The sequence below is a fragment of the Pseudomonas sp. Wu6 genome, from assembly GCF_019891515.1.
Lineage (GTDB): Bacteria > Pseudomonadota > Gammaproteobacteria > Pseudomonadales > Pseudomonadaceae > Aquipseudomonas > Aquipseudomonas orientalis_A.
On record NZ_JAFLXH010000016.1, the window covers coordinates 51,137 to 77,334 of the forward strand.

Genomic DNA, 26,198 nt, shown 5'->3' on the forward strand with positions numbered 1-26,198 from the left:
GGCGTTTTTTATGCCTGGAATAAAGTATCAGCAACACCACAAAACACATGTGGGAGGGGGCTTGCCCCCGATAGCAGTGGTTCAGACAACTCACAAGTGACTGATATTCCGCTATCGGGGGCAAGCCCCCTCCCACATTGGGATCTCTACCGATTTTGAAGCGTGTGTCAGCACTTAGACAACCAGCGAATATACCAACACGGTAATCCTGTACCGGGTAAACAAACGCCGCGTATCGCAGGTTACGCGGTTTTTTACGCCTGGAATAAAGTATCAGCAGCACCACAAAACACATGTGGGAGGGGGCTTGCCCCCGATAGCAGTGGTTCAGTCAACTCACAAGTGACTGATACGCAGCTATCGGGGGCAAGCCCCCTCCCACATTTGGATCTCTGCCGATTTTGAAGCGAGTGTCAGCACTTAGACAACCAGCGAATATACCAACGCCGTAATCGCCACCAGGCCGACGGCGGTGACAAACACATTCGATGCCTGCCCTCGGTACTTGGCCATGGCCGGCACCTTGCGGATCGCGTACATCGGCATCAGGAACAGAATCGACGCAATCACCGGCCCACCCAGGGTCTCGATCATGCGCAGAATGCTCGGGTTCAGCGTGGCGACGATCCAGCACACCACCAGCATGAAGGCGGCGGTCATGCGGTCCAGCGACCTGGCGGCCGGGCGGCGGCCGGTTTTGAGCACCAGGCCCTTGAGGCCCTCGCTGGCACCGATGTAGTGGCCCAGGAACGACTTGGCAATCGCCACGAACGCAATCAACGGCGCGGCGAAGGCAATGGTCGGGTTATCGAAATGGTTGGCTAGGTACGACAGGATCGACAGGTTCTGCGCCTTCGCCTCGGCCAACTGCGCCGGGGACAGGGTCAGCACGCAGCTGAACACGAAGAACAGCACCATTGCCACCATCAACAGGTGCGCGCGGCACAGGATCTTTGAACTGCGCTCGTCGGCATGTGCGCCGTACTGACGCTTCTGGTCCACCGCAAAGGCCGAGATGATTGGCGAATGGTTGAACGAAAACACCATCACCGGAATCGCCAGCCACAAGGTGTTGAGCAAGGCCGACGGCGCCGGAACCTCACTGGCGATGCTGAGGATGCCGCCATTCCAATGCGGCACCAGGTAGACGGCGAGGAACAGCAAGGCCACGATAAACGGGTACACCATCAGGCTCATGGCCTTGACGATCACCTGTTCACCGCAACGCACCACCGCCAGCAGGCCCAGGATCAGCACAAACGCCAGGACAGCTCGCGGCGGCGGCATGATGTGCAGTTGATGTTCCATGAAACTGCTGACGGTATTGGTCAGGGCCACGCTGTAGATCAGCAGGATCGGAAAGATCGCGAAGAAGTACAGCAACGTAATCAGGGCACCGGCCTTGAGCCCGAAATGCTCTTCGACCACATCGGTGATGTCGGAACCTTCGCGGCCGGACAAAACGAAACGCGTCAGCCCACGGTGGGCAAAGAACGTCATCGGGAAGGCCAGCAGCGCGAGGATCACCAACGGCCAGAAGCCCCCCAGGCCCGCGTTGATCGGCAAGAACAAAGTGCCGGCGCCGATGGCGGTGCCGAACAGCCCAAGCATCCAGGTGGTGTCCTGGCGGCTCCAGCTTGTGAGCGTTGCAGGTGTCGTTGCATAGCGATCGTTGACGCTATTGGCCTGATCATTCATCCGGTCGGATCTCCGCATTCACACGGCCGGGACGAGTCAGAAAAACCTGACAGGCAGCGCCCCGACCTCAACAGGGGCGCGATTGTCCGGGATTATTGAGAATAAGCAAAGACTTAGCTGAGGAACGGCAACTCAGTGCAGGGGCTTGAGAGCGATTTTTGTTCGTTGATCTCGCGCTTATGCCATTACCTGCCAGGCTGAGCCGAGCGCCTCATTCGTCGATTCCGCCCGCCGGGCATGACGCGCGATGAAAATGAGCACACTGACACAACTCGATTTATTTAAATCAGCCCAGTCGCTCGTTGTTCTGCGATTTAAACCCACTGACAGGCACCCACTAGTATTTAACTAACCAGCCCAAGTAAGACAATTCCTACATAGAGTTTATCACCGCACTTTCTATTAATTTATTAACCGCCGCTTTTGTTACAAGGATTTGCCCAGGTATTGAGCGCTCATCCTGTCAAGCCTATATTCCAACCCAGCACGAACAAGCCGTCTTTCTGAAACCATGACAACAAAAGCGAACACTGAATTCGCCAGGAGCGACTCTATGAAAAAATACAACCTACTGTTCACCCTGTTACTTTTCGTTGGAATAATCTCCCCACTTACCAGCCAGGCACAGTCAACAGCCGAAAACTCCGACGCCAGCGCCCTGGCGACGTCCCCCCGCTGGCTGACGACAAAAGTATATGTAGAGGGCGCGCCGGACATTGACGTAAAGGACAAGTACCCAGGCGTGGTCGGCATATCACTGTGGGACCCCGACCGCAACCGCTATGAATTTTTCTACAGCGATACCGGGCTGTCCAAGTACGAGAACGGCGGCGGCGGTTACTTCATGGTAACCGGTGACAAAAAAAGCCATATCCTGATACCCGACAAAGGGACAACAAGAACCATCGTCCGGAAACTTGAGACATTGAATACGCAAGAATTCACTTATTCCCGCGAAGTGCCGCGCGACATGATCGATTCCAACCCACTGGTTCGAATATATGTTGTGCATGCGCCTTATACAGGCTCAATAAAAACCACGCCAACACGCCAGCCTTGAACCGTCAACTTCACGACTAAAAACAACACTCATAAAAGGCCTCACCCAATGAAAACAATATTAAAACCTTTATTCGCTTATGCTTTACTGCTATTTACCCTTGTTTCAACCGGCGTTCATGCACAAGCTTCCGCCCCTGGAAAACCTGTCGCCGTCAGTGCTGACAATGCCGTCATGTTGACCGTCTTTCTCAAGCATGATCAATCTCGCAACTTGAACGAAATAAGAGCCAAACTCACGGAGCAGGAACTCTTCAAGGTGTTTCCTCCTGAAGGGGTAGAAATTGTCAGTTGGAACATTGCCATGGGAATCGGTCACGTCATCGTTCTACGCTTCCCCGCCTCACGCCTGCGCGAAGTGAATCTTGCGATCGAGCGCTCTGCATGGGGGCCGTTCAGGACGGAGTTCTTTCCTACCTACGATTACATGGACATCGTAGCGGCAGAACAGAGCAAGGTACGAAAAACCACGTCCGCCAAATAATCAGCGCGCGTAAACAGCGTCTCGTACTCGCCGAGACGCTGGTACTTTTCGCAAAATCAGTGGCGCTTTCTCAGGCCTGCGGCATTTCATGCAGCGAAAATGCAGCATAATCCGGGCATCGAACTCACCGGAGAGCTGCCCATGCCCACCACCGTTCTGGTCCTGGTTGAAACCATCAATGAATACCTGCAAATCATCGAGAGCAACGATTTCCATGTGATCCTGGCGCCGACGCCCGCTGAACGCGCGCAGGCAATCAAGCTCCACGGCGGGCAGATCAAGGCGGTATTGACCCGTGGGCCACTGGGGCTGTATGCCGAAGAAATCGCCGCGCTGCCGCTGTTGGAAATCATCTGCGTGATCGGCGCCGGCTACGAGCATGTGGACCTGCAGGCAGCGGCCAACCGTGGGATTGTGGTGACCAATGGTGCCGGGGTGAATGCACCGTCGGTGGCCGACCACGCCATGGCGTTGCTGCTGTCGCTGGTGCGCGGTATCACCCAGACTGACGCCGCCGTGCGCCGCGACGAATGGCCGAAGGTAATGCGCCCTTCCCTGGGCGGCAAGCAGTTGGGCATTCTCGGGCTGGGCGCCGTCGGCCTGGAGATCGCCAAGCGCGCGGCGCTGGGCTTTGGCATGGAGGTGAGTTACCACAACCGCCAACCTCGCGATGACGTGGATTACACCTACTGCTCAACCGCCGTGGAGCTGGCGCGCACCTCGGATTTTCTGATCCTGGCCACGCCCGGCGGCGCCAGCACTCGCCACCTGATTGATCGGCACGCCCTCGACGCCTTGGGGCCGAACGGCTTTTTGGTCAACATCGGCCGAGGCAGCGTGGTGGTTACCGCCGACCTGGTAGCGGCCCTGCAACAGCGGCGCATCGGCGGCGCCGCGCTGGACGTATTCGATGACGAACCCAAGGTGCCCGACGCCCTCAAGCACCTGAGCAACACGGTGCTGACCTCCCATGTGGCCGGCCTGTCGCCGGAAGCCGCCCACGATACCGTGCAACGGGTCGCGGACAACCTGGTGGAATACTTTGCCGGCCGCCCGGTGCTTACGCCGGTAGCCTTGCCGACGCCCAATAAATGACCCATCAGGCACGCTGATCCTGCTTCAACACGCTAGCCTATTAAGCCGCCTCAACCTTGTCGATGCATGTCGACGCGCATTAGATTAGCCAATAGTCCAAGGCCTTTAAAATAAGCAGAAGGGATAAGCATGGCGCTTAACGACCAATCAACCCAGATTCGCCCCGGCGAAGAGCTTGATGCCAGCCTGATTGATCCCTACCTCAAGGCGCATATTCCCGGCCTGCACGGCACCGTCAAGATCAGCCAGTTCCCCGGCGGCGCCTCTAACCTCACGTATCTGCTGGAATACCCGGACCAGGAATTTGTATTGCGTCGCCCGCCGTTCGGACACAAGGCCAAATCCGCCCATGACATGGGCCGCGAATACCGCATTCTCAATCAGCTCAAAGACGGCTTTCCCTACTGCCCCAAGGCCTACGTGCATTGCACCGATGAGTCGGTGATCGGTGCCGAGTTCTATGTGATGGAGCGCGTCAACGGCATCATCCTGCGCTCGGACCTGCCCGCCGAGCTGGGCCTGGACCCAACGCGCACTGAAGCCCTGTGCAAAAGCTTTATCGACAAGTTCGTCGAACTGCATCAGGTCGACTACAGCGCCTGCGGCCTGGCCGACCTGGGTAAGCCGCACGGCTATGTGGAGCGTCAGATCCGTGGCTGGAGCGAGCGCTACGAAAAAGCCCTGACCCCCGATGCCCCGCGCTGGGAAGCCGTGCGCGCCTGGCTCAACGACAAGATGCCGGGCGACCACCCGACCTCCAGCATCGTGCACAACGACTATCGCTTCGACAACGTGATCCTCGACCCGCACAACCCGATGCAGATCATCGGTGTGCTGGACTGGGAACTGACCACCCTCGGCGACCCGTTGATGGACCTGGGCAACACCCTCGCCTACTGGATCGAAGCCGCCGACCCTGCGCCCGTACAGTTGATGCGGCGCCAGCCGAGCAATGCGCCCGGCATGCTCACCCGACGCCAGTTCGTCGACTACTACGCCGAACGTTCGGGCATCCGCATCGATAATTTTGACTTCTACTACACCTACGGCCTGTTTCGCCTGGCCGGCATCGTGCAGCAGATCTATTACCGTTTCTTCCACGGCCAGACCCAGGACAAACGCTTTGCCCAGTTCATCCACATGAACAAGCTGCTGGAGCAGATGAGCCTGGCAGTCATCGGCAAATCCGCCCTCTGATAACAATCACAAGGAACCGCTCATGTCCAAGACCCACCTGTTCGACCTCGACGGCAAGATTGCTTTCGTTTCCGGCGCCAGCCGTGGCATCGGCGAGGCCATCGCCAAGTTGCTGGCCCAGCAAGGCGCCCACGTGATTGTCTCGAGCCGCAAACTGGAGGGTTGCCAGCACGTTGCCGACGCGATCATCGCCGACGGCGGCAAGGCCACTGCGATTGCCTGCCACATCGGTGAAATGGAACAGATCACCCAGGTGTTCGCCGGCATCCGCGAACAGTTCGGCCGCCTCGACATCCTGGTCAACAACGCCGCGACCAACCCCCAGTTCTGCAACGTGCTGGACACCGACCTCGGTGCGTTCCAGAAGACCGTCGACGTGAACATCCGCGGCTACTTCTTCATGTCGGTGGAAGCCGGCAAGCTGATGCGCGACAACGGCGGCGGCAGCATCATCAACGTGGCTTCGATCAACGGCATTTCCCCAGGTGTATTCCAGGGCATCTATTCGGTGACCAAGGCCGCCGTGATCAACATGACCAAGGTGTTCGCCAAGGAATGCGCCGCGTTCGGCATCCGTTGCAACGCATTGCTGCCGGGCCTGACCGACACCAAGTTCGCCTCGGCGCTGGTCAAGAACGACGCGATCCTGAAGATGGCCCTGGCGCAGATCCCGCTCAAGCGCGTGGCCGACCCCAGCGAAATGGCCGGCGCCGTGTTGTTCCTGGCCAGCGATGCGTCCAGCTACACCACCGGGGTGTCGCTGAATGTGGACGGTGGTTTCCTGTCCTGACCCCGCCTGGTTTCTTCAGATCGATTTGCGCGTAACCTTGGCGCAGATCGATCTGTCCCGGGATGAAACATGGAACTGCACCTCGTCATCAATGGCCGCAAGGACCTGGCTGCCCAGCTTTACCAGCAACTGCGCGAAGCCATCACCGGCGGGCGCCTTTCAGCCGGCGCGCAGTTGCCGCCCAGCCGGCTGCTCGCCGAGCAACTGGGGGTCTCGCGCAAAACCGTGTCGGACACCTACGCCACCTTGACGTACGAAGGCCTGCTGATCGGCAGGATTGGCCGGGGCACCTTCGTCAACGCGTGGGCGCCTCAGCCTGACCGCGTGCAGACCGCCACCGACCTGGCCTGCGCCGCCCACCTGGGCAGATGGGCCGCACTGCCCTCGCCCATGCATCATCCCGCCCACGACGAAGTCCTGCGCTACGAATTTATCGGCGGCGCAACCACGCGCAATCAGTTTCCCCAGGAAGAATGGCGGCGCTGCACGCTGGATGCGCTGCGGCGTATCGCCCAGAACAGTGGTTTCTACAGCCAACCGGAAGGCTTGCCGGCGCTGCGCGAAGCCATCGCCGGGCATATCGCCTTTTCCCGCGGGGTGAAAGGTCGCGCCGGCGACATCGTGGTGACCAATGGCGCGCAACAGGCGCTGGACCTCATCGCCCGCGTGGTACTGGAGCCAGGCAGCATCGTCGCCATGGAAGACCCCGGCTACAGCCCGGCGCGCCAGTTGTTCGTGGCGATGGGGGCCAGGGTCGCCAGCGTGCCGGTCGATGCGCAGGGCATACAGGTCGACCAGATCCCCGACGGCACCCGCCTGATCTATGTGACGCCTTCGCACCAGTTCCCCCTCGGCATGCCCATGAGCCTGGCGCGGCGCGAGGCCCTGCTCGACCGCGCCATCGCGCTCGGCGCCATCATCATCGAAGACGACTACGACAGTGAGTTCCGCTACGAAGGCCGTCCCACCGACTCCCTGCAAAGCATGGACACGCGAGGCGTGGTGACCTACGTCGGGACCTTTTCCAAAACCCTGCTGCCCGAGTTGCGCCTGGGCTATGCGGTGCTGCCGCCGGCGATCCATGGCGCGGTACTCAAGGCCAAGCAATTGACCGACCAGCACAGCTCTACCCTGCCGCAGTGGGCGCTGGCCAAGTTCATCAGCGAAGGCTATCTGCTCAAACATATTCGCCGCTGTCACAGCGTGTATGCGGGACGCCGCGAACGGATTCTGCAGCGCCTGGCAGGTGACCTGTCGCCCTGGTTCGAGGCGGTGCCGACGGTGGCCGGGTTTCATCTGGCCGCGCTGTGCAAGGTGCCGGTGGATATCCCGTTGCTGATGCAACTGGCGCGCAAGGCCCAAGTGGGGCTGTACCCCCTGGAGGTGTTTTTTCACGAAACGGCGCCACGCGCCGGGCTGATTCTCGGCTTCGGCGCCATCGAAACCCTTGATATCGACCCGGCGCTGGACAAGGTCCGCGACATTCTGCGGCAGATTGGCTAGGTGGTTTTGCGCAGGATTGGTCATTGGTCGAACAAGACCGCCAGCGTAGGGTGAACGGGTCTCGAACTACGTGGAAATCCCCATGAAACGACTGCTCGCCACCGCTGCGATACTGGCCTCGCTCAACGCTTACGCTCACGAACCGGTGTACCACCAGGAAACGCTCAAGGTGCTGCAGGAGCACGCCCTGGCCAACGTGCCCGGCAAGAAAACCATCATGCTTACCGTGAACTACGCTCCCGGCCAGGCCACCGTGCCCCACAGCCACACCGGCACCGCCGTGGCGTATGTGCTGGAAGGCGAAATCACCTCACGGGTCAACGATGAGAAAGCCATTACCTACAAGGCCGGTGACTCGTTCTACGAGCCCGCCGGCTCGCGGCACTTCGAATCGAGCAACGCCAGCCAGACCCGGCCCGCCAGGCTACTGGTGGTGATGGTGCTGGATGACAAGGCCGAGGTGTTGACGCCGCTTGCCCAATAAGCGGCATCCCGTTCCGATCAATGTGGAAGGGGGCTCGCCCTGGCTTCTTGTAGGAGCGAGGGGGGCGCCTAGCTCTTGCTCGCGAAAAACGTCGACGATAACGCGTGCTTCCTGAATGAACGCGGTGCCTGTGAGTTTTTCGCGAGCAAGCTCGCTCCTACAGAGGGCCGTCTACGCTTAACTGACTGGCATTAGGGCTTGCCCCCGATGGCAGCGTATCAGTCACTGAATAAGCCCACTGACCCACCGCTATCGGGCATAGGTATCTACACAACTCTGTAGCGCTCAACGGCAACCACGATGCGAAGCGAGTCGCTCTTGATCTTAGGCGCCCCGTTAAACCACGCTGGCCGAACGCAGGCTTGAATCCGCGGGTAACCCGGCAGGACGCCGGGTTAGCCGCACTGGGCCATGGATGGCCCATTGCGGCGGCCCACGGATTCAAGCCTTCGTTCGGGCACACCGAGCATTAGCGAGGTGCCGAGTGGTGGGGCAAGAGCGTTTTGCTTACTTTTGCGCTTTTCAAAAGTGAGCCGCTGTAAAAGCGGAACCATTAGCAGCCGTTACCGCAGAAACGGATATGTACTCAACCCATTCCAACATCCCGGCCAGCCCAGAGGCCGCCATCGGGAGCAAGCCCCCTCCCACATCGGCACCCATCTTCAGGAAGATAGCCAGGTCAGGCAAGGCTCTTGCTGACCACCTCGAACACATCGCTGGACAACTCGCCCGAGCCACGAATGCGTTCCAGCTCCGCTTTCATCAGCGCTTGCCGGGCGGCGTCGTATTTACGCCAGCGCGTCAGGGGCGCCAATTGGCGCGAAGCAATCTGTGGGTTCAGCGTATTGAGCTGGATCACCAGGTCCGCCAGGAAACGGTAGCCCGAACCATCCGCCGCATGGAAGTTGATCAGGTTCTGCCCGGCAAATGCGCCGATGAGGGCGCGTACCTTGTTCGGGTTCTTGATCGTGAACGCCGGGTGCTCCATCAGCGCCTTGACCCGTGCCAGCCCGCCCGGCAGGGTGCTGCCGGCCTGCACACTGAACCATTGGTCCATGACCAGCGGGTTGTCCTTGAAGTTCTCGGCAAACACCGCCAGGGCCTGGGCTTTTTCCGCTTCGAACGGCGAGTTCACCAGCACGGCCAGGGCCGTCAGGCGCTCGGTCATGTTATCGCTGGTGTCGAACTGATCCAGGGTGGCCGTCAATACTTCGGGCTTGCCACTGAGCATCAGGTACGACAACGCAATGTTCTGCAGGGCACGCCGGGCAAAGTGCTCGGCCTCGGCCACGTACGGCGTTTGCCGGGACAGCTCACGGTTGGCCTGGTAGCGCAGCCACAAGCCTTCGAACAGGTTCTCGGCCAGTTGCTTGCGGGCGTACTCACGGGCAGCGTGAATCGCATCCACATCCGCCACTTCGCTGATTTCGCTCAGGTAGGCTTCGCTCGGCAACGAGAGCATTTCGGCGACCATGGCCTGGTCCAGGCTTTCGTCGCTCAACACGGTGCGCAGCGCGTCGATCAGGCGTTGATCGAGCTTGAGCGGTTGCCCGGCCTGATGCTGGCCGATCAGCTCCTGCAACACCTGCACTGACAGTTGCTGGCCGGCATCCCAGCGGTTGAAACCGTCGCTGTCGTGCTGCATCAGGAACATCAGTTGGTCGCGGGTGTAGGCGAAGCTCAGTTTCACCGGCGCAGAGAAACCGCGCAGCAGAGAAGGCAACGGCTTTTCAGCGATATCGACGAAGGTGAACGTCTGCTCGGCTTGCGTCACCGAGATCACTCGTGAGGTAGCGCCAGCCGTCGGTTCATCGGCCAGGCGCAAGGGGATAGCGCCGCCCTGCCCGTCCAGCAGGCCCAGCTCGACCGGGATCACGAAGGGCAGTTTTTCCACCTTGTCCGGGGTCGGCGGGCAGCTCTGGCGGAACGTCAGGCTGTAGGTCCTGGCTGCCGCATCGTAGGACTCGCTCACCGCCAAACGCGGCGTACCGGCCTGGCTGTACCAGCGCTTGAACTGGCTGAGGTCGACGCCATTGGCATCTTCCATGGCCTTGATGAAGTCGTCGCAGGTCACGGCCTGGCCGTCATGGCGCTCGAAGTACAGGTCGCTGCCTTTGCGAAAGCCCTCGGCGCCAAGCAAGGTGTGGATCATGCCGACCACTTCCGAGCCCTTTTCGTACACGGTCAGGGTGTAGAAGTTGGAGATTTCGATAAAGCTGTCCGGGCGCACCGCGTGGGCCATCGGCCCGGCGTCTTCGGCGAACTGGTGGGTACGCAGGTACGCCACGTCCTGGATGCGCTTGACCGTGGCCGAGTTCATGTCGGCGGAAAAGCCCGAGTCGCGGAACACGGTGAAACCTTCCTTGAGCGACAACTGGAACCAGTCGCGGCAGGTCACGCGGTTGCCCGACCAGTTGTGGAAGTATTCATGGGCAACAATGGCCTCGACGCGCTGGTGCGCGGCGTCGGTGGCGGTTTCGGCGCGGGCCAGCACGGCGCTGGAGTTGAAGATATTGAGGCCCTTGTTCTCCATGGCGCCCATGTTGAAGTCGTTCACCGCCACGATCATGAAGATGTCGAGGTCATACTCGCGGCCGTAGGTTTGTTCATCCCAGCGCATGGATTTTTTCAGGCTGGTTATGGCGTGCTGGCACTTGTCGATGTTTTCCGGCTCGACGTAGATGCGCAGCGCGACCTCGCGGTCGGTCATGGTGGTGAAGCTGTCTTCGACACACCACAGGTCACCGGCCACCAGGGCAAACAGGTAGGCGGGTTTCTTGAACGGGTCTTCCCAGGTCGCCCAGTGCCGACCGTCTTCGCCGGGGCCGCTGGCAATCGGGTTGCCGTTGGACAGCAGCACCGGATAGCGGTGCTGCTCGGCGATCACCGTGGTGGTGAACACACTCATCACGTCGGGGCGATCGAGGTAGTAAGTGATCTTGCGAAAACCCTCGGCCTCGCACTGGGTGCAGAACATGCCGCTGGACTTGTACAGGCCTTCCAGGGCGGTGTTGGTTTCCGGGTGAATCTTGACCGTGGTGTCGAGGGTGAAGGTTTCACGCGTGGGCTGCACGGTCAGGTGGCTGTCGGTCAACTGGTAGTCGGCGGCCGTCAGCGGCTGGTCGGCCAGGTTGACACTCAACAGCTCCAATTGCTGGCCATCCAGCACCAACGGCGGCAAACCGGCGCCACGCTCGGGATTGCGGCGCATCACCAGTTGCGCGTGGACCAGGCTGTGGTCCTCGAACAACTCGAAGGTCAGGTGCGTCTCGTCGATCAGGTAGTCCGGCGCCTGATAGTCCTTCAGGTAAATCATCTTCGGTTGTTCGGTGCGCATGGGTGGCATCCTTCTACTGATGCACGGCGAGCTGGTAGGCCGTGTATTTACGAATATTGATCACGCCGGTGTCGAAGATCAGGTATTGGCCCTTGACTCCCAGCAGCGTGCCTTCGGCAATCGGATTCTTGTCCAGGTTGAAGCTGACGATCTTGGCCGGATACTGCTCCACCGGGTAGCGGATCTCGATCGGCTCGACGTCGGCAATGGTTTGGATGGCCTGCAGGCCAAAGCGTTCCTGCAAACCCAGCAAGCCTTCGGCGCAGGTGGCGAACAGTTCATCGCGCACCTGCTTGAGGTCGACGGACTGCGCATCGCCCTTGAGCAGCGCGCGCCAGTTGGTCTTGTCGGCTACCTGGCTGCGAAACAGATCTTCGACAAAGCCCGACTGCTGGCGCGTGGCCACGCGCATGATCGGCAGCGCCTGGCTGGCGCCCTGGTCGAGCCAGCGGGTCGGCAACTGCGTGGCGCGGGTGATGCCGACCTTGATCCCCGACGAGTTGGCCAGGTACACCACGTGGTCGGTCATGCAGAATGTTTCACCCCAGCCCGGATCGCGGCAGGTGCCGGCGTCGTAATGGCAGCGCTCGGGGCTCATGATGCACAGGTCACACTGGGCCAGCTTGGTCATGCACGGGTAGCAATAACCCTGGCTGAAGCTGTTCTTGGTCTTGCGGCCGCAATGGCTGCAATGAATGGCACCCAGGTATTCCAGGCGAATATGGGTACCGATCAACGGGTTGACCGCAACCTCGGTGTCGCCAAGACGAAACGCGTATTGAACGGTCGGCTCACCGAGTTTCGCCGACATTTTGCTGACTGCACCGCGACCGATTTCAATCAATGGATCGCATCCGACTTGAACAGGATGTTCGGCACCGGTGCCGATTTCGACGCGCATTCCTGCGGGCCCATGTAGCCGGTGCGCTGGTCTTCGGGCAGGTTCTGCAGTTCCCAGGCGATCATCGCCTGCAACGACAGCTCGCGCTGTTCGGCGGTGAGCTTGCGCCCATCCGACCACTTGCCGATTTCCACGGCGAGCTTGAGGCTCTCGTAGATGTCCGGGGTGATGTTTTCGATCATTTCAGCAAAAGAGGACATAAGGCTCTTCCTTATCAAATAGACGATTTGCGGCGGTTGTACAGCCCGCCCAGCAAACCGGTCAGGCAACCGATAACCAGGCCGCCCACATGGGCCGCGTTGGCGATTTCACCGAAGCCGATCATCGAGACCAGCCCCGACAGGCAGAGCACCAGCCACACCAGCATCATCACCAGCACCCCACGGGGCAGACGATACGCCGGGTTGGGCGCGAGTAACTGAAAGATCCAGCAATGCCCGAGCAGGCCGTACAACACGCCGGACAACCCGCCAAACAGGCCCGGACCGCCGTAAGCGTACTGCGCGTAATTGGAGACCAGGCTGAACAACAGGGTCAGGCCCAGCAGGTTGATGCCGCCCTGGCGCGCTTCAATGCGTCGGCCCAGTTCCCAGTACCACATGCCGTTCATGGCCAGGTGCAGGATGCCGAAGTGAATCAGCATCGGCGTGACCAACCGCCACCACTGCCCGGACGCCAGGCTGTCGGCCAACGGCGTGAACTGGATGTACTCGCCCAGCACCCGGAACGGCAGGAACGTCAGCCAGGCCATGGTTTGCAGGTTTTCGCCGAGCAGCGTCACCGCGCCAACGATCAGGCTTGCCAGCAGCACCAGTGTCGTGACGGGACTATGCCGGACCTGCTGGATAAAGCCGGGGCGCGCAACCGGCGCCTGCTCGGGAATATCCAGTTGCAGGTCCGGGTCGCCGGCGGGGAAGCGCTGGTACAACACGCGCACGTCGTCACTGATGCTCTCGGGCACCCACAGCACTTGCTCGCCCGCTTCCTCGCTGACGCGATGGGGCACCTGCATGCGTTGCAGCAATTTGACGAAACCGCCCAGGTCGACGCTCAGGGGCAGGCGCAATACAGCCACGGTACTCATTGGATAACCTCAGGTCGCTCAACGTCGACCCAGACGAATTTATGCGGATCCAGTCGGGTTTCCTGGTCCAGGCGATACGCCACCAGCTTGCCGTACAGCACCGCGCTGTAGTCCAGGCAGGCCAGGTTCGGGCGAATCGGCGCCGGATTGCCGCTGCGCCAGTAATGACCGACGAACAACAGCGGCTCGTCGACGCCATAGCGCAGCAGGGAATTCTTTTCAGTGGAGGACAACGGCGTGCGCGCCACGGGCTCGGGCAAGGCGTCGGGCTGGAACACGATGTCGCCGTAGGTTTTCGGGTCGTCTTCCCAGAACTTGGTGCGAAAGAACGAGCGCGTCAGGCCATCGCCACCGGTCAACGTGAGTCCGTGGGGCAGGCGCATGTCGGTGCCGCGCAGCAGGCGATCGAACGCGTTGCAGGCAAAACTGCCCGGTACGGCGGCGGCCTGCAGGAAATGCTGATCGATGCAGCCATCCGGGAAGGTCGCGCGCAGCGGCTGGATAAAGCCCTCGTCCCAGCACGCATGCACCACACGGAAACGCCCGGCGTCGACAAACAGCGGCATGTCGTAGAACCAGCCGAGGAAGTCGTGCCAGTCGGCCGGGTGCTGTTCGAACTGGGTCAGTGTCTCCTGGATCAACCGCGCATGACGTGGGTTGTGCTCGCGCACGAACTGCTTGCCGCTGCCCGGCGGTGCCGGCGTGGTCCAACCCAGCGCATTGAACTCATGGTTACCCATGATGCACAGCGCCTGGCCGGCCTCGGTCATGTCGTGGACGATGTGCAGCGCTTCGCGGATGCGTGGCCCACGGTCGATGATATCGCCGAGAAACACCGCCATGCGCGACGGATGACGCCAGGTGCCGCCCTGCTTGTGGTAACCCATCCGGTCGAGCAAGTGCTCCAGCGTATGGGCGCAACCGTGCACGTCACCAATCAGGTCGTAGCTGCGCGCGGGATCGAGCATCAGTCGCCTCCACCCCCCAAGCGGCTGCCCCAGCCCAGCTTGGTGCGGCACACTTCGTAGTAGTTGTGGTCCAGCGGATGGATCAACCGCAACTTCTGTGCCTTCTTGCTCACGGTGATGGTGTCACCGGGGGCGCAGGTGAAATGGTTCTGCCCGTCGCAGGAGACTTGCGGATAGATTTGCATGTCTTTGGACACCACGATCTTCAGCTCACTGTTGCCATCGACCACAATCGGCCGACTCGACAACATATGGGGATACATCGGCACGATCACAATGGCATCGAGCTTGGGATGCATGATCGGGCCGCCGGCCGAGAGCGCGTAGGCGGTGGAGCCGGTGGGCGTGGCGACGATCAGGCCGTCGGCCTTCTGGCTGCACACGAACTGGCCGTCGATATACAGCTCGAACTCGATCATCCGCGTGGATTTACCGGGATGCAGCACCACGTCATTGAGGGCGTCGCCCTGGCCGATGGCTTCGCCGTGGCGACGCACTTCGGCCTGCAGCAGGAAGCGGTTTTCCACCAGGTAGTGGCCGTCGAGCACCTTGGCCACTTCGACTTCCAGCTCGTCGGGGCGAATATCGGTGAGAAACCCCAGGCTGCCACGGTTGATCCCCAGCACCGGCACGTTATGCCGCGCCAGGGCACGGGCCGCGCCGAGCAGGCTGCCATCGCCGCCGACCACGATGACCATGTCGCACACTTCGCCGAGCATTTTGCGCGACGAGGTCTGCAGGCCGTGGCCCGGAAGGATTTCGCCGATGGTGTCTTCGAGGATCACATGCAGGTGGCGTTCCAGCAGGAATTTTTTCAGTCGGCGGACGGTGTCCAGCACCTGGGTACTGCCCAGGCGACCGATAATGCCGATATTGCGAAATTGCTCCATGGGGCTCCTGCGGGCGTAGGGGTGTGGCAAAAAGAAAGGATTATGGGCGAAAGGCCGCGTCAGGCAAAATCCTTTGTCGCCGCCCGGCTGTGATGACAATGGTTCTCAGGCGGCCCTCAGGCACCTGCACGCGACTTAAGAGGCTATGCTCGCACCATGACTCTGCTCCCTGACCTGCACGCCCTGCCCCGCCAACTGCGACACCCCGAGGTGCGCGACCTGGCGTGGGTGATGCTCGCGCCCCCCATGCTCGCACAGACGCCGTGGCCGCAACGCCATCCGCTGGCGGGCAGTGACTGGGTACAGGCGCCGCACGTGCTCGACGCCTGGTTACGTGCGCTCGATCAGGACAGCCGCGCGTTACAGCAGTGGCTGAGCCTGTCGCGCACCCGGCGCCTGGGCCTCTACTATGAGCGCCTGTGGCAGTTCGCCGTGCAGCATGCGCCCGGCGTGGAGCTGCTGGCGGCCAACCTGCCGATCCGCCGCGCCGGACACACTCTTGGCGAGCTGGACATGCTGCTGCGCGACCGCGATGGCGTGCATCACCTGGAATTGGCGATCAAACTCTATCTTGGCCCACAGGACGGCAACGGCCAGGACACCGCACAATGGCTCGGCCCCGGCTGCCATGACCGGCTGGACCGCAAGCTGGCGCACCTGGCCCAGCATCAATTACCGATCTCGGCACGCCCGGAGAGCCGCGAAGCGCTGGCGGCGCTGGATATCCAGCAGTTCGATGCGCACCTGTGGCTGGGCGGGTACCTGCTTTACCCGTGGCCGGGCCAGGCCGAGCCACCGCTGGGCGCCCACCCGCAGCATTTGCGTGGGCGCTGGTTGCATCAGCGCGATTGGCCGGACTTTGTGAACACCCGCCCCGCCGGCCGCTGGCAACCCCTGCCTCGCCATGCATGGCTGGCGCCGGCGCATTACCGGACGGATGAGGTATGGCGTGAGGAGCAGATCGCCGGCTGGCTGGCAGACCTGGACCCGATGGCGCCCGCGCAGTTGCTGGTGCGGCTGGTGCAGAGCGGTGACGATTGGGAAGAAGCTGAGCGGCTGTTTTTAGTCGCCGATCTTTGGCCGAATGTACCGGGGGCAGGCTGATCAATCTGTGGTGTATTGAAGGCCGCCATCGGGGGCAAGCCCCCTCGCACAGGGGAAGAGTGTGGGCCGGGCTGGTGGATTGAAGGCCGCTATCGTGAGCAAGCCCTCTCTCACAGGGGAATGCATTCCAACTGTGGGAGGGGGCTTGCCCCCGATGGCGGCTGGCCAGGCACTACACATCATCGATATGCCGATAATCCAGCTGCAACCCGATAGCCAGCTCTCGCGCCCGTCCCAACCGGATCGGCCCGCGCTCGATATCCATCAGCAATCCAGGGCACGCCAGCGGTGGCAACCCTTCAATCACCTTGAGCCGCCCATCGGTAATCACCAGCAAACGCTGCTGCTCTGCCGGGTAACGCTTACGTCGCGCCACCAGCCAATGCCCCGCCTCGGTCAAGGCTGCCAGCAGCGGCGTACCGCCACCGGCGCCCAGTTGTTCAAGCCAGTGCGCCAAACTTTTTGCCGCTTTCAAGCCCTGCACCTGCCACTGCGGCGATTGCCCGCTGGCCGTCAGCAAGGCCAGGCGCGTACGTTGCCGGTAGGCGTCATCAAACACTTGCGCCAGCAGGCCTTTGGCATCGCTCAAGGCCCGGTGCCGCCGGGTGGAAGCCGAGGCGTCGACAATCACCAGCCAGAGTTCATGCGCCGAGCGGCTGCGCAGATGCCAGCGTAGATCTTCACGGCGCTGCGGCCGGCCACCGAGCAAGGTGCCCGGCCAATTGACCAGGCCCTGTCGCGCACTGCGCGCCTTGCCTTGCCTGCCGTTTTCCAATTGCCCCGCCTGGGGCCGCGCATCCGCCCCCGCGTCAGGTCGAGGGCGAATGCCTAGGGCTTTTTTGGCCAGGCGGGCACATCGCGGCGCGGGCCGGTGGGCAGCGCTGGCGCGGGCATATCGCCCCATTGGCCCTGGCCCTGCGAGGAGTCAGAGGGTTGCGGGGCTTGGGCCGGGTTGGGCGGACTGGCCGCAGGTGCCTGCTCCTGGCGTCGATGACGCAAGGCAAATTCCGCGACCGCGTCTATATCTTGCTCAGTGATAGCGTCGGCCCCGCGCCAGGCGGCATGGGCCCTGGCACCGCGCAGCCACACGAGGTCGGCGCGCATCCCGTCCACGCCTGCGGCAAAGCAGCGCTGGGTGATCTGCGCCAGGGCCTGGTCATCCAGCTCGATACTGTCCAGGCGTGCGCGCGCCTGAATGCAGCGCTCGCGCAATGCGGCTTGCGGCTCGGCCCACTGTTCACAGAACGCGACGGGGTCACTGTCGAAATCCAGGCGACGACGGATGATCTGCCCGCGCTCGGCCGGCACCGTTTGCCCGCTCAAGGCCACGTTGAAGCCAAAGCGGTCGAGCAACTGCGGGCGCAACTCCCCCTCTTCCGGGTTCATCGTGCCGATCAGCACAAAACGCGCCGCATGCCGATGGGAGATGCCGTCACGTTCGATCAGGTTGGTGCCGCTGGCGGCCACATCGAGCAACAGATCGACCAAATGATCAGGCAGCAGGTTGACTTCATCAACGTACAACACGCCACCATCGGCTTTGGCCAGCACGCCGGGGGAAAATTGTGCACGGCCCTCGCCGAGCGCGGCGTCCAGGTCCAGGGTGCCGACCAGGCGCTCCTCGGTCGCGCCCAGGGGCAAGGTGACAAACTGCCCGCTGGCGAGGAGGTCCGCCAGGCCACGGGCCAGGGTGGATTTGGCCATGCCGCGCGGGCCTTCGATCAGCACACCGCCGATCCGGGGATCGATCGCGTTCAGGCACAGCGCCAGTTTCAGCTCATCGGCACCGACCACGGCGGCCAGCGGGAAATGCGCAATATCGGTCATCAGCTGTCTTCTTCCATATCCAGCAACAGGTTTTCCAACGCTTCGCGGTAGGCGCCCGGCTCTTGCCACATGCCGCGCTGCTGGGCTTCGAGCATGCGCTCGGTCATGTCGCGCAGGGCGTCGGGGTTGTGCTGCTGCACAAACGCGCGGGTGTCAGGGTCGAGCAGGTAGGCGTCGGCGAGCAACGCGTATTGGTGATCATCGATCAATGCGGTGGTGGCGTCGAAGGCGAACAGGTTGTCCACGGTCGCGGCCATTTCAAACGCGCCTTTATAGCCGTGACGCTTCACGCCTTCGATCCACTTCGGGTTGGCCGCACGGGAGCGCACCACCCGATTGAGCTCTTCCTTCAAGGTGCGGATTTTCGGCAGGTCCGGCTGGCTGTGATCGCCATGATAGCTGGCGGCCTTGTCGCCGCTCAGGGTTTCCACGGCGGCGAGCATGCCGCCCTGGAATTGGTAGTAATCGTTGGAGTCGAGCACATCGTGTTCGCGATTGTCCTGGTTCTGCAACACCGCCTGCACCTGGCTCAAGCGCTGGGCGAATTGCCCACGGGCGGCGGTGCCTTCGTCGGCGCCGCCATAGGCGTAGCCACCCCAGTTGAGGTAGACCTCGGCCAGGTCCTCGCGGCTCTGCCACAGACGACCGTCAATTGCGCCCTGCACGCCCGCGCCATAGGCGCCTGGCTTGGCGCCGAAAATGCGCCAACCGGCCTGTTTCGCTGCGGACTCTGCGTCCAGGCCCGACTCACGCAGGGCTTGGCGCTCGCTGCGCACCTTGGCGGCCAGCGGATTCATGTCATCCGGCTCGTCGAGGGCCGCCACCGCTTGCACCGCCGCATCGAACAGGCGGATCAGATTGGCGAACGCATCGCGAAAGAAGCCGGAGACGCGCAGCGTCACGTCGACACGCGGACGATCCAAGAGGCTGATCGGCAGAATCTCGAAGTCGTCCACGCGCTGGCTGCCGGTGGCCCATACCGGGCGCACGCCCATCAGCGCCATGGCCTGGGCGATATCGTCGCCACCGGTGCGCATGGTGGCAGTGCCCCACACCGACAGGCCCAGCTGGCGCAGATGGTCGCCGTGGTCCTGCAGGTGCCGTTCAAGCAACAGACTGGCCGACTGGAAACCGATGCGCCAGGCCGTGGTGGTCGGCAAGTTGCGCACATCCACGGTGAAGAAATTACGCCCCGTGGGCAACACATCCAGGCGGCCGCGACTCGGCGCGCCACTGGCGCCGGCGGGCACAAAGCGACCGCCCAGGGCGTCCAGCAGGCCGCGCATTTCTGCCGGGCCGCAGGCATCCAGGCGCGGCGCCACAACAATGCGCAGGCTCTCGACCACCGCCTTCACCTCTTCCCAGCCGGCTTCTTCCAACTGTTCCAGCGGCCCCTCCAGCGCCTGCTCGATCAGGCGCGTCGCGTAGAGCTCCAGGCGCTCGCGGGTGTCGCCGGCGGTGCGCCACAGCTGTGCGTCGAGCTTGCGCAACACCTCGGGCTGACGCCCGGTCCACGGTTCTGCGAGTGCGCAGTCCAGCGGATCGAAACCCAGCTCGAACGCCTTGGCCAATACGCGCAACAAGCTCGATTGCGCGCCACGGCCATCGCCACGGGGAATGCGCAGCAAGGCCAGCAAGGTATCGATACGCAAGCGCCCCGCCGGCGACTCGCCAAAGATATGCAGGCCGTCGCGGATCTGTGATTCCTTCAGATCACACAAGTAGGTGTCCAGGCGCGGTAACCAGATGTCGGCATCGGCCTCGCCGTCCAGCTCAAGTTCCTGGTCGATACGGGTTTCGCGCACCAGCTTGAGGATGTCTTTCTGCAATTCCAACGCGCGTCGCGGGTCGAGCAACTGCGCTTCGTAATATTCGTCGGCCAGCAATTCCAGGTCGCGTAGCGGGCCGTAGGTTTCGGCGCGGGTCAGGGGCGGCATCAGGTGGTCGATGATCACCGCCTGGGTGCGCCGCTTGGCCTGGGCGCCCTCGCCCGGGTCATTGACGATAAACGGGTAGATATTCGGCAGCGGGCCGAGCAGCACGTCCGGCCAGCAGTTTTCCGACAGGCCCACGCCCTTGCCCGGCAGCCATTCGAGGTTGCCGTGCTTGCCCACATGAATCAGCGCGTGGGCGCCGTAGGTCTGGCGCAGCCAGAAGTAGAACGCCAGATAGCCGTGGGGCGGGACCAGGTCAGGGTCGTGATACACCGCGCTCTGATCAACCTGATAACCCCGCGCCGGTTGAATGCCGACGAAGGTCTGGTCCAGGCGCAGGCCGGCGATCATCAGACGGCCGTCGCGGCACATCGGGTCCTGATGCGGTGCGCCCCAGCGCGCGAGTACGGCTTGACGATTGGCCTCGGGCAGGCGCTGGAACATTGCGTCATAGTCGTCCAGGGCCAGGCTTTGATGGCACGGGCGCAGGTCGAGGCTGTCCAGGTCGTTGGTGACGCCGCCCAGCAAGGCGTGGATCAAAGCGGTGCCGCTGTCCGGCAAGGTGGACGGCACCGGGTACCCTTCGGCTTGCAACGCGCGCAGGATGTTCAGCGCTGCCGCCGGCGTATCCAGGCCCACGCCATTGCCGATACGGCCGTCGCGGGTTGGATAATTGGCCAGGATCAGCGCCACACGCTTGTGCGCATTCGGCAGCCGCGCCAGCTCGACCCAGCGGCGCGCCAGTTCGGCGACAAAATCCATGCGCTCGGGCGCGGCGCGGTAGCACACCACGTCCGACTGGCTGCGCTCACTGCGCCAGGCCAGGTCCTTGAAGCTGATCGGCCGGCTGATGATGCGCCCGTCCAGCTCCGGCAAGGCAATGTGCATCGCCAGGTCGCGGGGGCCGAGCCCCTGTGCGCTGGCCTCCCAGCCGGGTTGGTTATCCTGGGCGCAGATCGCCTGGATCACCGGGATATTGCGCCGAAACGGGCGCAGGTGCGGTGCTTCCGGGCTGGATTGGGCAAAGCCTGTGGTGTTGAGTATCACTGCGGCTTGCATGTCGTCCAACAGGTCCTCGACCACCGTGAGGCAACCGGGCTCTTTCAAACTGGCCACTGCGATGGGCAACGGGTTCAGGCCCGCGGCCTGCAAGCGCTGGCAGAACACATCGATAAACCCGGTATTGGCCGCCTGCAAGTGCGAGCGGTAGAACAGCACCGCAGCCACGGGAAAGTCGGCGTGCCACTGCGCCTGCCAGTCATTGAGGCGGGCATTGGCGGTGTGCGGGTGATAGATCGCCGTACGCGGCAAGGTTTGCGGTTCGGCCCAGGCGTAGTCGCGGCCCAGATGGGCACTGGCCAGGCAGCGATAAAAGTCCAGCGCATTGCCCAGACCACCCTGGCGCAGAAAGTGCCACAGACGCTCGCGCTGTTCGGCGGCGACGGTGCTCAGGCCGCTGAGTTCCGGGTCCGGACGATCATCCCCCGGCACCAGGATCAGCGTGACGCCGCGCCCGGCCAGTTCCACCAGGCGCTCGATGCCGTAGCGCCAATAACCGATGCCGCCGTGCAGGGAAATCAGGATGACCTTGGCGTGGCGCAACACCTCATCGACGTACAGGTCGACCGAGGCGTGGTTCTGCACCTGCATCGGGTTGGCCAGGCGCAGGCTGGGGTAATCCTCGGGCAGTTGCTGCGCCGCTTCGGCGAGCAGCGCCAGGCTGGAATCGCCGCTGCACAGGATCACCAGCTCGGCGGGGGTTTGGCCAAGGTCGGCGATATTGTCGTCCGCGACGAAGCCACCGGGTTGGGTCCTGAGCAGGTGCATGGTTAAACGCTGAGGGCGGCGCGCAGTTGCGCTTCAAGGCCGGCAGCATCCAGTTCCTGGCCGATCAGCACCAGGCGCGTGGTGCGTGCTTCTTCCTGGCCCCAGGCACGGTCGAAGTGCTTGTCGAAGCGCGTGCCCACGCCCTGGATCAGCAGGCGCATCGGCTTGTTCGGGATCGCGGCGAAACCTTTGACGCGCAGGATGCCGTGCTGCACCACCAATTGGGTCAAGGCGTCGAGCAACAGGGCTTCATCGGCTTGCGGCAGGTCGATGGAAATGGAGTCGAAGGCATCGTGATCGTGGTCGTCCTCACCGTCGTGGTGCTGATCATGATGGCTGTGGCGCGCGTCGATGTGCTCCTCGGAGCCGGCGCCCAGGCCAATCAGCACGTCCAACGGCACGCGACCGCTGCTGGCTTCGATGATCTTCACCGCCGGCGGCAGCTCTTCAGCCACTTCCAGGCGCACGCGGGCCAGGTCTTCGGCGCTGATCAGGTCGGCTTTGTTGAGGATCACCAGGTCGGCACTGGCCAATTGGTCGGCGAACAGCTCGTGCAACGGCGACTCGTGGTCCAGGTTCGGGTCGAGCTTGCGCTGGGCATCGACCTGGTCGGGGAACGCGGCGAAGGTGCCGGCGGCCACGGCCGGGCTGTCGACCACGGTGATCACCGCGTCGACGGTGCAGGCGCTGCGGATTTCCGGCCACTGGAAAGCCTGTACCAGCGGTTTTGGCAGGGCCAGGCCCGAGGTTTCGATGAGAATGTGGTCAAGGTCGGCGCGACGGGCGACCAGCTCACGCATCACCGGGAAGAACTCTTCCTGCACGGTGCAGCACAGGCAGCCGTTGGCCAGCTCGTAGACGCGGCCGTTGGCTTCTTCTTCGGTGCATCCGATGGAGCACTGCTTGAGGATTTCACCGTCAATGCCCAGCTCGCCGAACTCGTTGACGATCACGGCAATGCGACGGCCCTGGGCGTTGTCGAGCATATGGCGCAGCAAGGTGGTTTTGCCCGAGCCGAGAAAGCCGGTAACGATGGTGACGGGGAGTTTGGCCAGTGTTTTCATCGGATGCCCTTTGGGGCGGGCATACGGGACGACAGGCCCTGCGGCGACGCGCAGCAGCGGATTTCGTCACCGGATCACCCCGCCCGGTTGAATTGAAAAATCAGTGACGAGGCAGGTCTCCTGGCTTGGGGCGTGCAGGTCTTGCGACCCATGCTGACTGCGCCTTCCCGCCGTCTCGGCAGTGGCGTGGCAGTCAACTGAACCCTTCACAGTTGCGGGGGCAGCCGCGGCTTGAACCGCGTTCCCTTCTTAGCTTCGACCGCAGCCGAAGAACCTCGAGGGTGCAAGGCTACAGGGGCTCGCGGCATTTGACTACCGTCCCCGGCCCATGCTCTCCTACTCATCTTGTTTCGGGTGCCCTTCACAGGGTGAAACGGGAAACCGGTGCGCCATAGACCCATGGCAAGTCCGGTGCTGCCCCCGCAACGGTAAGCGAGCGAAGCGTCAAATCCACTGTGCGGATGCATGGGAAGGAGATGCTTGATAAGGCCCACTCTTTGTTCAAGAGCGCCCCTCGCAAGCCCGGAGACCGGCCCGAAAAAATCAGATAACAAACCCGCGGTGGGCGGGCGCTGTTCGAAACCCTGCGTGCCTGGCGCGTGGGGTTTGCATGCGCTCGTTTCACCCTGACACCTGAAAGGGACGCGCCATGTCGATCATCAGCAGCACTTCGCCCGCAGCCAGCGGCACTGCCACCTTGAGCCAACGCCTGACCGCCGCTATCGGTGCGTCGATCCTCGGCGCGTGCCTGGTGTATTTCGCCGGCTTCTCCCATATCGAGGCCGTGCACAACGCGGCCCACGATACCCGCCACAGCGCCGCGTTCCCGTGCCACTGAGACCTGTCGACATGATCAAGCGTATTGCCCAAACCGCAGGCTTCACCGGCTTGTTGGCCGCCCTGCTGCTGACCCTGCTGCAAAGCCTGTGGGTCGCGCCGTTGATTTTGCAGGCGGAGACCTTTGAAAAGGCTCCAGCCGTGGCCGAAGTGCCCCATGAACATGCCGCAGGGGCTGCTGCCCACACCCACGACGCCGAAGCCTGGGAACCGGAAGATGGCTGGCAGCGCGTGCTGTCGACCACCGGTGGCAACCTGGTAGTAGCGGTCGGGTTTGCGCTGATGCTGGCCGGCCTGTACACCCTGCGCGCACCCACCCGCACAGCTCAAGGGCTGCTGTGGGGCCTGGCCGGTTATGCCACCTTCGTACTCGCGCCGACCCTGGGCCTGCCGCCCGAGCTGCCGGGCACCGCCGCCGCTGATCTGGCGCAACGACAGATCTGGTGGATCGGCACCGCTGCGTCTACCGCTGCCGGTATTGCCTTGCTGGTGTTCGGTCGCGGCTGGGTGCTCAAGGTGCTGGGTGTGGCGATCCTTACCGTGCCTCACGTGATCGGCGCTCCGCAGCCGGAAGTCCACGCCATGCTGGCCCCGGAGGCCCTCGAAGCCCAGTTCAAGATCGCATCGCAGTTGACCAATGTGGCGTTCTGGCTGGCCCTTGGCTTGATCAGTGCCTGGCTGTTTCGCCGTAACCGCGATGAACACTACGCGGCATGACCCTCGTCGTCGGCCTGGGTTGCCAGCGCGGTTGTGACGTGCGCACCCTGCTGGAGCTCCTTGATAGCGCCCTCGCCGAGGGCGGCATTGAACGCCAACGCATTACCGCGCTGGCGAGCATTGATCGCAAACAGGCTGAGCCAGGGTTGTTGGCCCTGGCCCGGTTGCTGAACCTGCCCTTGCAGTGTTTCAGCGCCGAAGAGCTGGCTGGCTATGAACATCGGCTGAGCCACAAATCAGCCGTCGCGTTCAGCCATACCGGCTGTTACGGCATCGCCGAAAGCGCCGCGCTGGCCCTGGCCGAGCAACTCGCCCACGGCCCGGCCCGCCTGCTGATTACCCGCAGGAAAACCGCCCAGGCTACCTTTGCATTAGCCTGCGCCGGTTAAAATCCCGATAATTGCCGCTCTCGATCATGAGCAATCTTCATGCTCGCCCGTTTTACAACAGGAATTCCCCATGACCGTCTACTTCATCGGCGCAGGCCCCGGCGACCCGGAACTGATTACCGTCAAGGGCCAGCGGCTGATCCGCAGCTGCCCGGTGATCATCTACGCCGGCTCACTGGTACCTGCGGCGGTGCTCGAAGGTCATCAGGCACACCAGGTGGTCAACAGCGCCGAGCTGCACCTGGAACAGATCATCGACTTGATCAAGGCTGCCCATGCGCAAGGCCAGGATGTGGCACGCGTGCACTCCGGCGACCCGAGCCTGTATGGGGCGATTGGCGAGCAGATTCGCCATTTGCGTGAGCTGGGCGTCCCCTTCCAGATCATTCCCGGCGTCACCGCAGTGGCGGCCTGCGCGGCGCTGCTGGAAACCGAGCTGACCCTGCCGGACATCGCCCAGAGCGTGATCCTGACCCGCTATGCCGATAAAACCAGCATGCCCGCCGGCGAGGACTTCGACAGCCTGGCCCGCCACGGCACGACCATGGCGATTCACCTGGGGGTCAACCACCTGGAGAAGATCGTCGCGGAGCTGCTGCCGCACTATGGCGCCGATTGCCCGATCGCCGTGGTGCACCGCGCGACCTGGCCGGATCAGGATTGGGTGGTGGGAACGTTGGCGGATATCGCCGAAAAAGTCGCGGCCAAGGGGTTTCGGCGTACCGCGTTGATTGTGGTGGGTCGAGTGCTGGCCAGTGACACGTTCAGCGAGTCGTCACTGTATCGGGCGGGGCATGCGCACCTGTACCGACCTTGAGTTTCTACTTCACAAAACCCAATCAATCCGCTGATTTAAATCAATAAATCCAATAAAGCTGTAGGAGCGAGCTTGCTCGCGAAAAACGTCAACGATAACGCGGGCTTTCTGAATCAACGCGGCGCCTGTGAGTTTTTCGCGAGCAAGCTCGCTCCTACAATATTGGGCAAGCCCCCTCCCACACTTAATCCT

Annotated in this window: 23 protein-coding genes and 2 riboswitches; of the genes, 12 read left to right on the forward strand and 11 right to left on the reverse strand. The window is 62.5% G+C overall.

Going from position 1 to position 26,198, the window contains the following annotated elements; genetic code table 11:
- Positions 1–420 precede the first annotated feature (420 nt).
- Entirely contained in the window at positions 421–1,698 is a 1,278-nt protein-coding gene (locus tag J1G34_RS13280; RefSeq protein WP_222994174.1) for a serine/threonine transporter, read from the reverse strand.
- A gap of 553 nt (positions 1,699–2,251) precedes the next feature.
- Between J1G34_RS13280 and J1G34_RS13285 the strand changes: the two genes are divergently transcribed.
- The 7 genes from J1G34_RS13285 (at position 2,252) to J1G34_RS13315 (ending at position 8,310) form a co-directional block, all read left to right on the forward strand.
- Positions 2,252–2,758, forward strand: a complete 507-nt coding sequence (locus tag J1G34_RS13285; protein ID WP_065937459.1) for a DUF4822 domain-containing protein — start codon at positions 2,252–2,254, stop codon at positions 2,756–2,758.
- 48 nt (positions 2,759–2,806) lie between these two features.
- Positions 2,807–3,241, forward strand: a complete 435-nt coding sequence (locus J1G34_RS13290; protein WP_065937458.1) for a hypothetical protein — start codon at positions 2,807–2,809, stop codon at positions 3,239–3,241.
- Positions 3,242–3,382: 141 nt separating this feature from the next.
- Entirely contained in the window at positions 3,383–4,336 is a 954-nt protein-coding gene (locus J1G34_RS13295) for a 2-hydroxyacid dehydrogenase (RefSeq protein WP_065895441.1), read from the forward strand.
- A gap of 129 nt (positions 4,337–4,465) precedes the next feature.
- The gene (locus J1G34_RS13300) at positions 4,466–5,533 is read left to right on the forward strand and encodes a phosphotransferase family protein (protein WP_065895398.1); all 1,068 of its coding nucleotides are present in this window, start codon (positions 4,466–4,468) and stop codon (positions 5,531–5,533) included.
- A gap of 22 nt (positions 5,534–5,555) precedes the next feature.
- Positions 5,556–6,323: an SDR family oxidoreductase gene (locus tag J1G34_RS13305; RefSeq protein ID WP_065885280.1), complete on the forward strand. Its 768-nt coding sequence runs from the start codon at positions 5,556–5,558 to the stop codon at positions 6,321–6,323.
- Positions 6,324–6,392: 69 nt separating this feature from the next.
- Entirely contained in the window at positions 6,393–7,826 is a 1,434-nt protein-coding gene (gene pdxR, locus J1G34_RS13310) for a MocR-like pyridoxine biosynthesis transcription factor PdxR (protein WP_065898327.1), read from the forward strand.
- Positions 7,827–7,908: 82 nt separating this feature from the next.
- The gene (locus J1G34_RS13315; protein WP_065937455.1) at positions 7,909–8,310 is read left to right on the forward strand and encodes a cupin domain-containing protein; all 402 of its coding nucleotides are present in this window, start codon (positions 7,909–7,911) and stop codon (positions 8,308–8,310) included.
- A 679-nt stretch (positions 8,311–8,989) separates the two neighbouring features.
- On the opposite strand, the gene pepN is transcribed toward J1G34_RS13315, so the two are convergent.
- Genes pepN through J1G34_RS13345 form a run of 6 tightly spaced genes read right to left on the reverse strand, consistent with a single transcriptional unit; the run spans position 8,990 to position 15,490 of the window.
- Positions 8,990–11,647 carry an aminopeptidase N gene (pepN, locus tag J1G34_RS13320; RefSeq protein ID WP_222994175.1) on the reverse strand — a complete coding sequence of 886 codons (2,658 nt, stop codon included), beginning with the start codon at positions 11,645–11,647 and terminating at the stop codon, positions 8,990–8,992.
- Positions 11,648–11,660: 13 nt separating this feature from the next.
- Complete coding sequence (locus J1G34_RS13325) at positions 11,661–12,491, reverse strand: DUF2797 domain-containing protein (RefSeq protein ID WP_222994186.1); 831 nt, start codon at positions 12,489–12,491, stop codon at positions 11,661–11,663.
- The gene (locus J1G34_RS13330) at positions 12,488–12,748 is read right to left on the reverse strand and encodes a YeaC family protein (protein WP_065895393.1); all 261 of its coding nucleotides are present in this window, start codon (positions 12,746–12,748) and stop codon (positions 12,488–12,490) included. Before J1G34_RS13330 ends, J1G34_RS13325 begins: the two co-directional genes overlap by 4 nt.
- Positions 12,749–12,762: 14 nt before the next feature.
- Entirely contained in the window at positions 12,763–13,632 is an 870-nt protein-coding gene (locus J1G34_RS13335) for a rhomboid family intramembrane serine protease (protein ID WP_065895392.1), read from the reverse strand.
- Positions 13,629–14,603: a metallophosphoesterase gene (locus J1G34_RS13340; protein WP_163001615.1), complete on the reverse strand. Its 975-nt coding sequence runs from the start codon at positions 14,601–14,603 to the stop codon at positions 13,629–13,631. The genes J1G34_RS13335 and J1G34_RS13340 overlap by 4 nt, the downstream gene beginning before the upstream one ends.
- Complete coding sequence (locus J1G34_RS13345; RefSeq protein WP_057725186.1) at positions 14,600–15,490, reverse strand: NAD(+) kinase; 891 nt, start codon at positions 15,488–15,490, stop codon at positions 14,600–14,602. The genes J1G34_RS13340 and J1G34_RS13345 overlap by 4 nt, the downstream gene beginning before the upstream one ends.
- 156 nt (positions 15,491–15,646) lie before the next feature.
- Between J1G34_RS13345 and J1G34_RS13350 the strand changes: the two genes are divergently transcribed.
- Positions 15,647–16,594, forward strand: a complete 948-nt coding sequence (locus tag J1G34_RS13350) for a DUF1853 family protein (RefSeq protein ID WP_222994176.1) — start codon at positions 15,647–15,649, stop codon at positions 16,592–16,594.
- A gap of 172 nt (positions 16,595–16,766) precedes the next feature.
- On the opposite strand, the gene J1G34_RS13355 is transcribed toward J1G34_RS13350, so the two are convergent.
- The 4 genes from J1G34_RS13355 to cobW are packed head-to-tail and all read right to left on the reverse strand — an operon-like array spanning position 16,767 to position 23,246.
- Positions 16,767–17,369, reverse strand: a complete 603-nt coding sequence (locus J1G34_RS13355) for a vWA domain-containing protein (protein ID WP_122482970.1) — start codon at positions 17,367–17,369, stop codon at positions 16,767–16,769.
- A 53-nt stretch (positions 17,370–17,422) separates the two neighbouring features.
- The gene (locus tag J1G34_RS13360) at positions 17,423–18,421 is read right to left on the reverse strand and encodes an ATP-binding protein (RefSeq protein ID WP_122682573.1); all 999 of its coding nucleotides are present in this window, start codon (positions 18,419–18,421) and stop codon (positions 17,423–17,425) included.
- Positions 18,421–22,182, reverse strand: a complete 3,762-nt coding sequence (gene cobN / locus J1G34_RS13365; protein ID WP_222994177.1) for a cobaltochelatase subunit CobN — start codon at positions 22,180–22,182, stop codon at positions 18,421–18,423. The genes J1G34_RS13360 and cobN overlap by 1 nt, the downstream gene beginning before the upstream one ends.
- Before the next feature lie 2 nt (positions 22,183–22,184).
- Positions 22,185–23,246, reverse strand: a complete 1,062-nt coding sequence (gene cobW, locus J1G34_RS13370) for a cobalamin biosynthesis protein CobW (protein WP_065895386.1) — start codon at positions 23,244–23,246, stop codon at positions 22,185–22,187.
- A gap of 93 nt (positions 23,247–23,339) precedes the next feature.
- Positions 23,340–23,539: riboswitch (cobalamin riboswitch) on the reverse strand.
- Positions 23,540–23,581: 42 nt separating this feature from the next.
- A riboswitch (cobalamin riboswitch) is annotated at positions 23,582–23,798 on the forward strand.
- Positions 23,799–23,895: 97 nt separating this feature from the next.
- Between cobW and J1G34_RS13375 the strand changes: the two genes are divergently transcribed.
- From J1G34_RS13375 to cobM, 4 genes are all read left to right on the forward strand, one after another.
- Positions 23,896–24,084 carry a CbtB domain-containing protein gene (locus J1G34_RS13375; RefSeq protein ID WP_065885267.1) on the forward strand — a complete coding sequence of 63 codons (189 nt, stop codon included), beginning with the start codon at positions 23,896–23,898 and terminating at the stop codon, positions 24,082–24,084.
- 11 nt (positions 24,085–24,095) lie between these two features.
- Positions 24,096–24,800, forward strand: coding sequence for a CbtA family protein (locus J1G34_RS13380; RefSeq protein WP_222994178.1), 705 nt, complete (start codon positions 24,096–24,098; stop codon positions 24,798–24,800).
- Positions 24,797–25,189, forward strand: a complete 393-nt coding sequence (locus tag J1G34_RS13385; protein WP_122482965.1) for a cobalamin biosynthesis protein — start codon at positions 24,797–24,799, stop codon at positions 25,187–25,189. The genes J1G34_RS13380 and J1G34_RS13385 overlap by 4 nt, the downstream gene beginning before the upstream one ends.
- 70 nt (positions 25,190–25,259) lie before the next feature.
- Positions 25,260–26,006, forward strand: a complete 747-nt coding sequence (gene cobM, locus J1G34_RS13390; RefSeq protein ID WP_222994179.1) for a precorrin-4 C(11)-methyltransferase — start codon at positions 25,260–25,262, stop codon at positions 26,004–26,006.
- Positions 26,007–26,198: the final 192 nt, after the last annotated feature.

Coding starts and splice junctions, on each gene's coding strand:
- J1G34_RS13305 (WP_065885280.1), top strand. CDS start 5,556: ATGTCCAAGACCCACCTGTTCGACCTCGACGGCAAGATTGCTTTCGTT.
- J1G34_RS13280 (WP_222994174.1), bottom strand. CDS start 1,698: ATGAATGATCAGGCCAATAGCGTCAACGATCGCTATGCAACGACACCT.
- J1G34_RS13285 (WP_065937459.1), top strand. CDS start 2,252: ATGAAAAAATACAACCTACTGTTCACCCTGTTACTTTTCGTTGGAATA.
- J1G34_RS13345 (WP_057725186.1), bottom strand. CDS start 15,490: ATGGAGCAATTTCGCAATATCGGCATTATCGGTCGCCTGGGCAGTACC.
- cobN (WP_222994177.1), bottom strand. CDS start 22,182: ATGCACCTGCTCAGGACCCAACCCGGTGGCTTCGTCGCGGACGACAAT.
- J1G34_RS13330 (WP_065895393.1), bottom strand. CDS start 12,748: ATGTCCTCTTTTGCTGAAATGATCGAAAACATCACCCCGGACATCTAC.
- J1G34_RS13375 (WP_065885267.1), top strand. CDS start 23,896: ATGTCGATCATCAGCAGCACTTCGCCCGCAGCCAGCGGCACTGCCACC.
- pdxR (WP_065898327.1), top strand. CDS start 6,393: ATGGAACTGCACCTCGTCATCAATGGCCGCAAGGACCTGGCTGCCCAG.
- J1G34_RS13385 (WP_122482965.1), top strand. CDS start 24,797: ATGACCCTCGTCGTCGGCCTGGGTTGCCAGCGCGGTTGTGACGTGCGC.
- J1G34_RS13350 (WP_222994176.1), top strand. CDS start 15,647: ATGACTCTGCTCCCTGACCTGCACGCCCTGCCCCGCCAACTGCGACAC.
- cobW (WP_065895386.1), bottom strand. CDS start 23,246: ATGAAAACACTGGCCAAACTCCCCGTCACCATCGTTACCGGCTTTCTC.
- J1G34_RS13360 (WP_122682573.1), bottom strand. CDS start 18,421: ATGACCGATATTGCGCATTTCCCGCTGGCCGCCGTGGTCGGTGCCGAT.
- cobM (WP_222994179.1), top strand. CDS start 25,260: ATGACCGTCTACTTCATCGGCGCAGGCCCCGGCGACCCGGAACTGATT.
- J1G34_RS13290 (WP_065937458.1), top strand. CDS start 2,807: ATGAAAACAATATTAAAACCTTTATTCGCTTATGCTTTACTGCTATTT.
- J1G34_RS13335 (WP_065895392.1), bottom strand. CDS start 13,632: ATGAGTACCGTGGCTGTATTGCGCCTGCCCCTGAGCGTCGACCTGGGC.
- J1G34_RS13300 (WP_065895398.1), top strand. CDS start 4,466: ATGGCGCTTAACGACCAATCAACCCAGATTCGCCCCGGCGAAGAGCTT.
- pepN (WP_222994175.1), bottom strand. CDS start 11,647: ATGCGCACCGAACAACCGAAGATGATTTACCTGAAGGACTATCAGGCG.
- J1G34_RS13295 (WP_065895441.1), top strand. CDS start 3,383: ATGCCCACCACCGTTCTGGTCCTGGTTGAAACCATCAATGAATACCTG.
- J1G34_RS13380 (WP_222994178.1), top strand. CDS start 24,096: ATGATCAAGCGTATTGCCCAAACCGCAGGCTTCACCGGCTTGTTGGCC.
- J1G34_RS13315 (WP_065937455.1), top strand. CDS start 7,909: ATGAAACGACTGCTCGCCACCGCTGCGATACTGGCCTCGCTCAACGCT.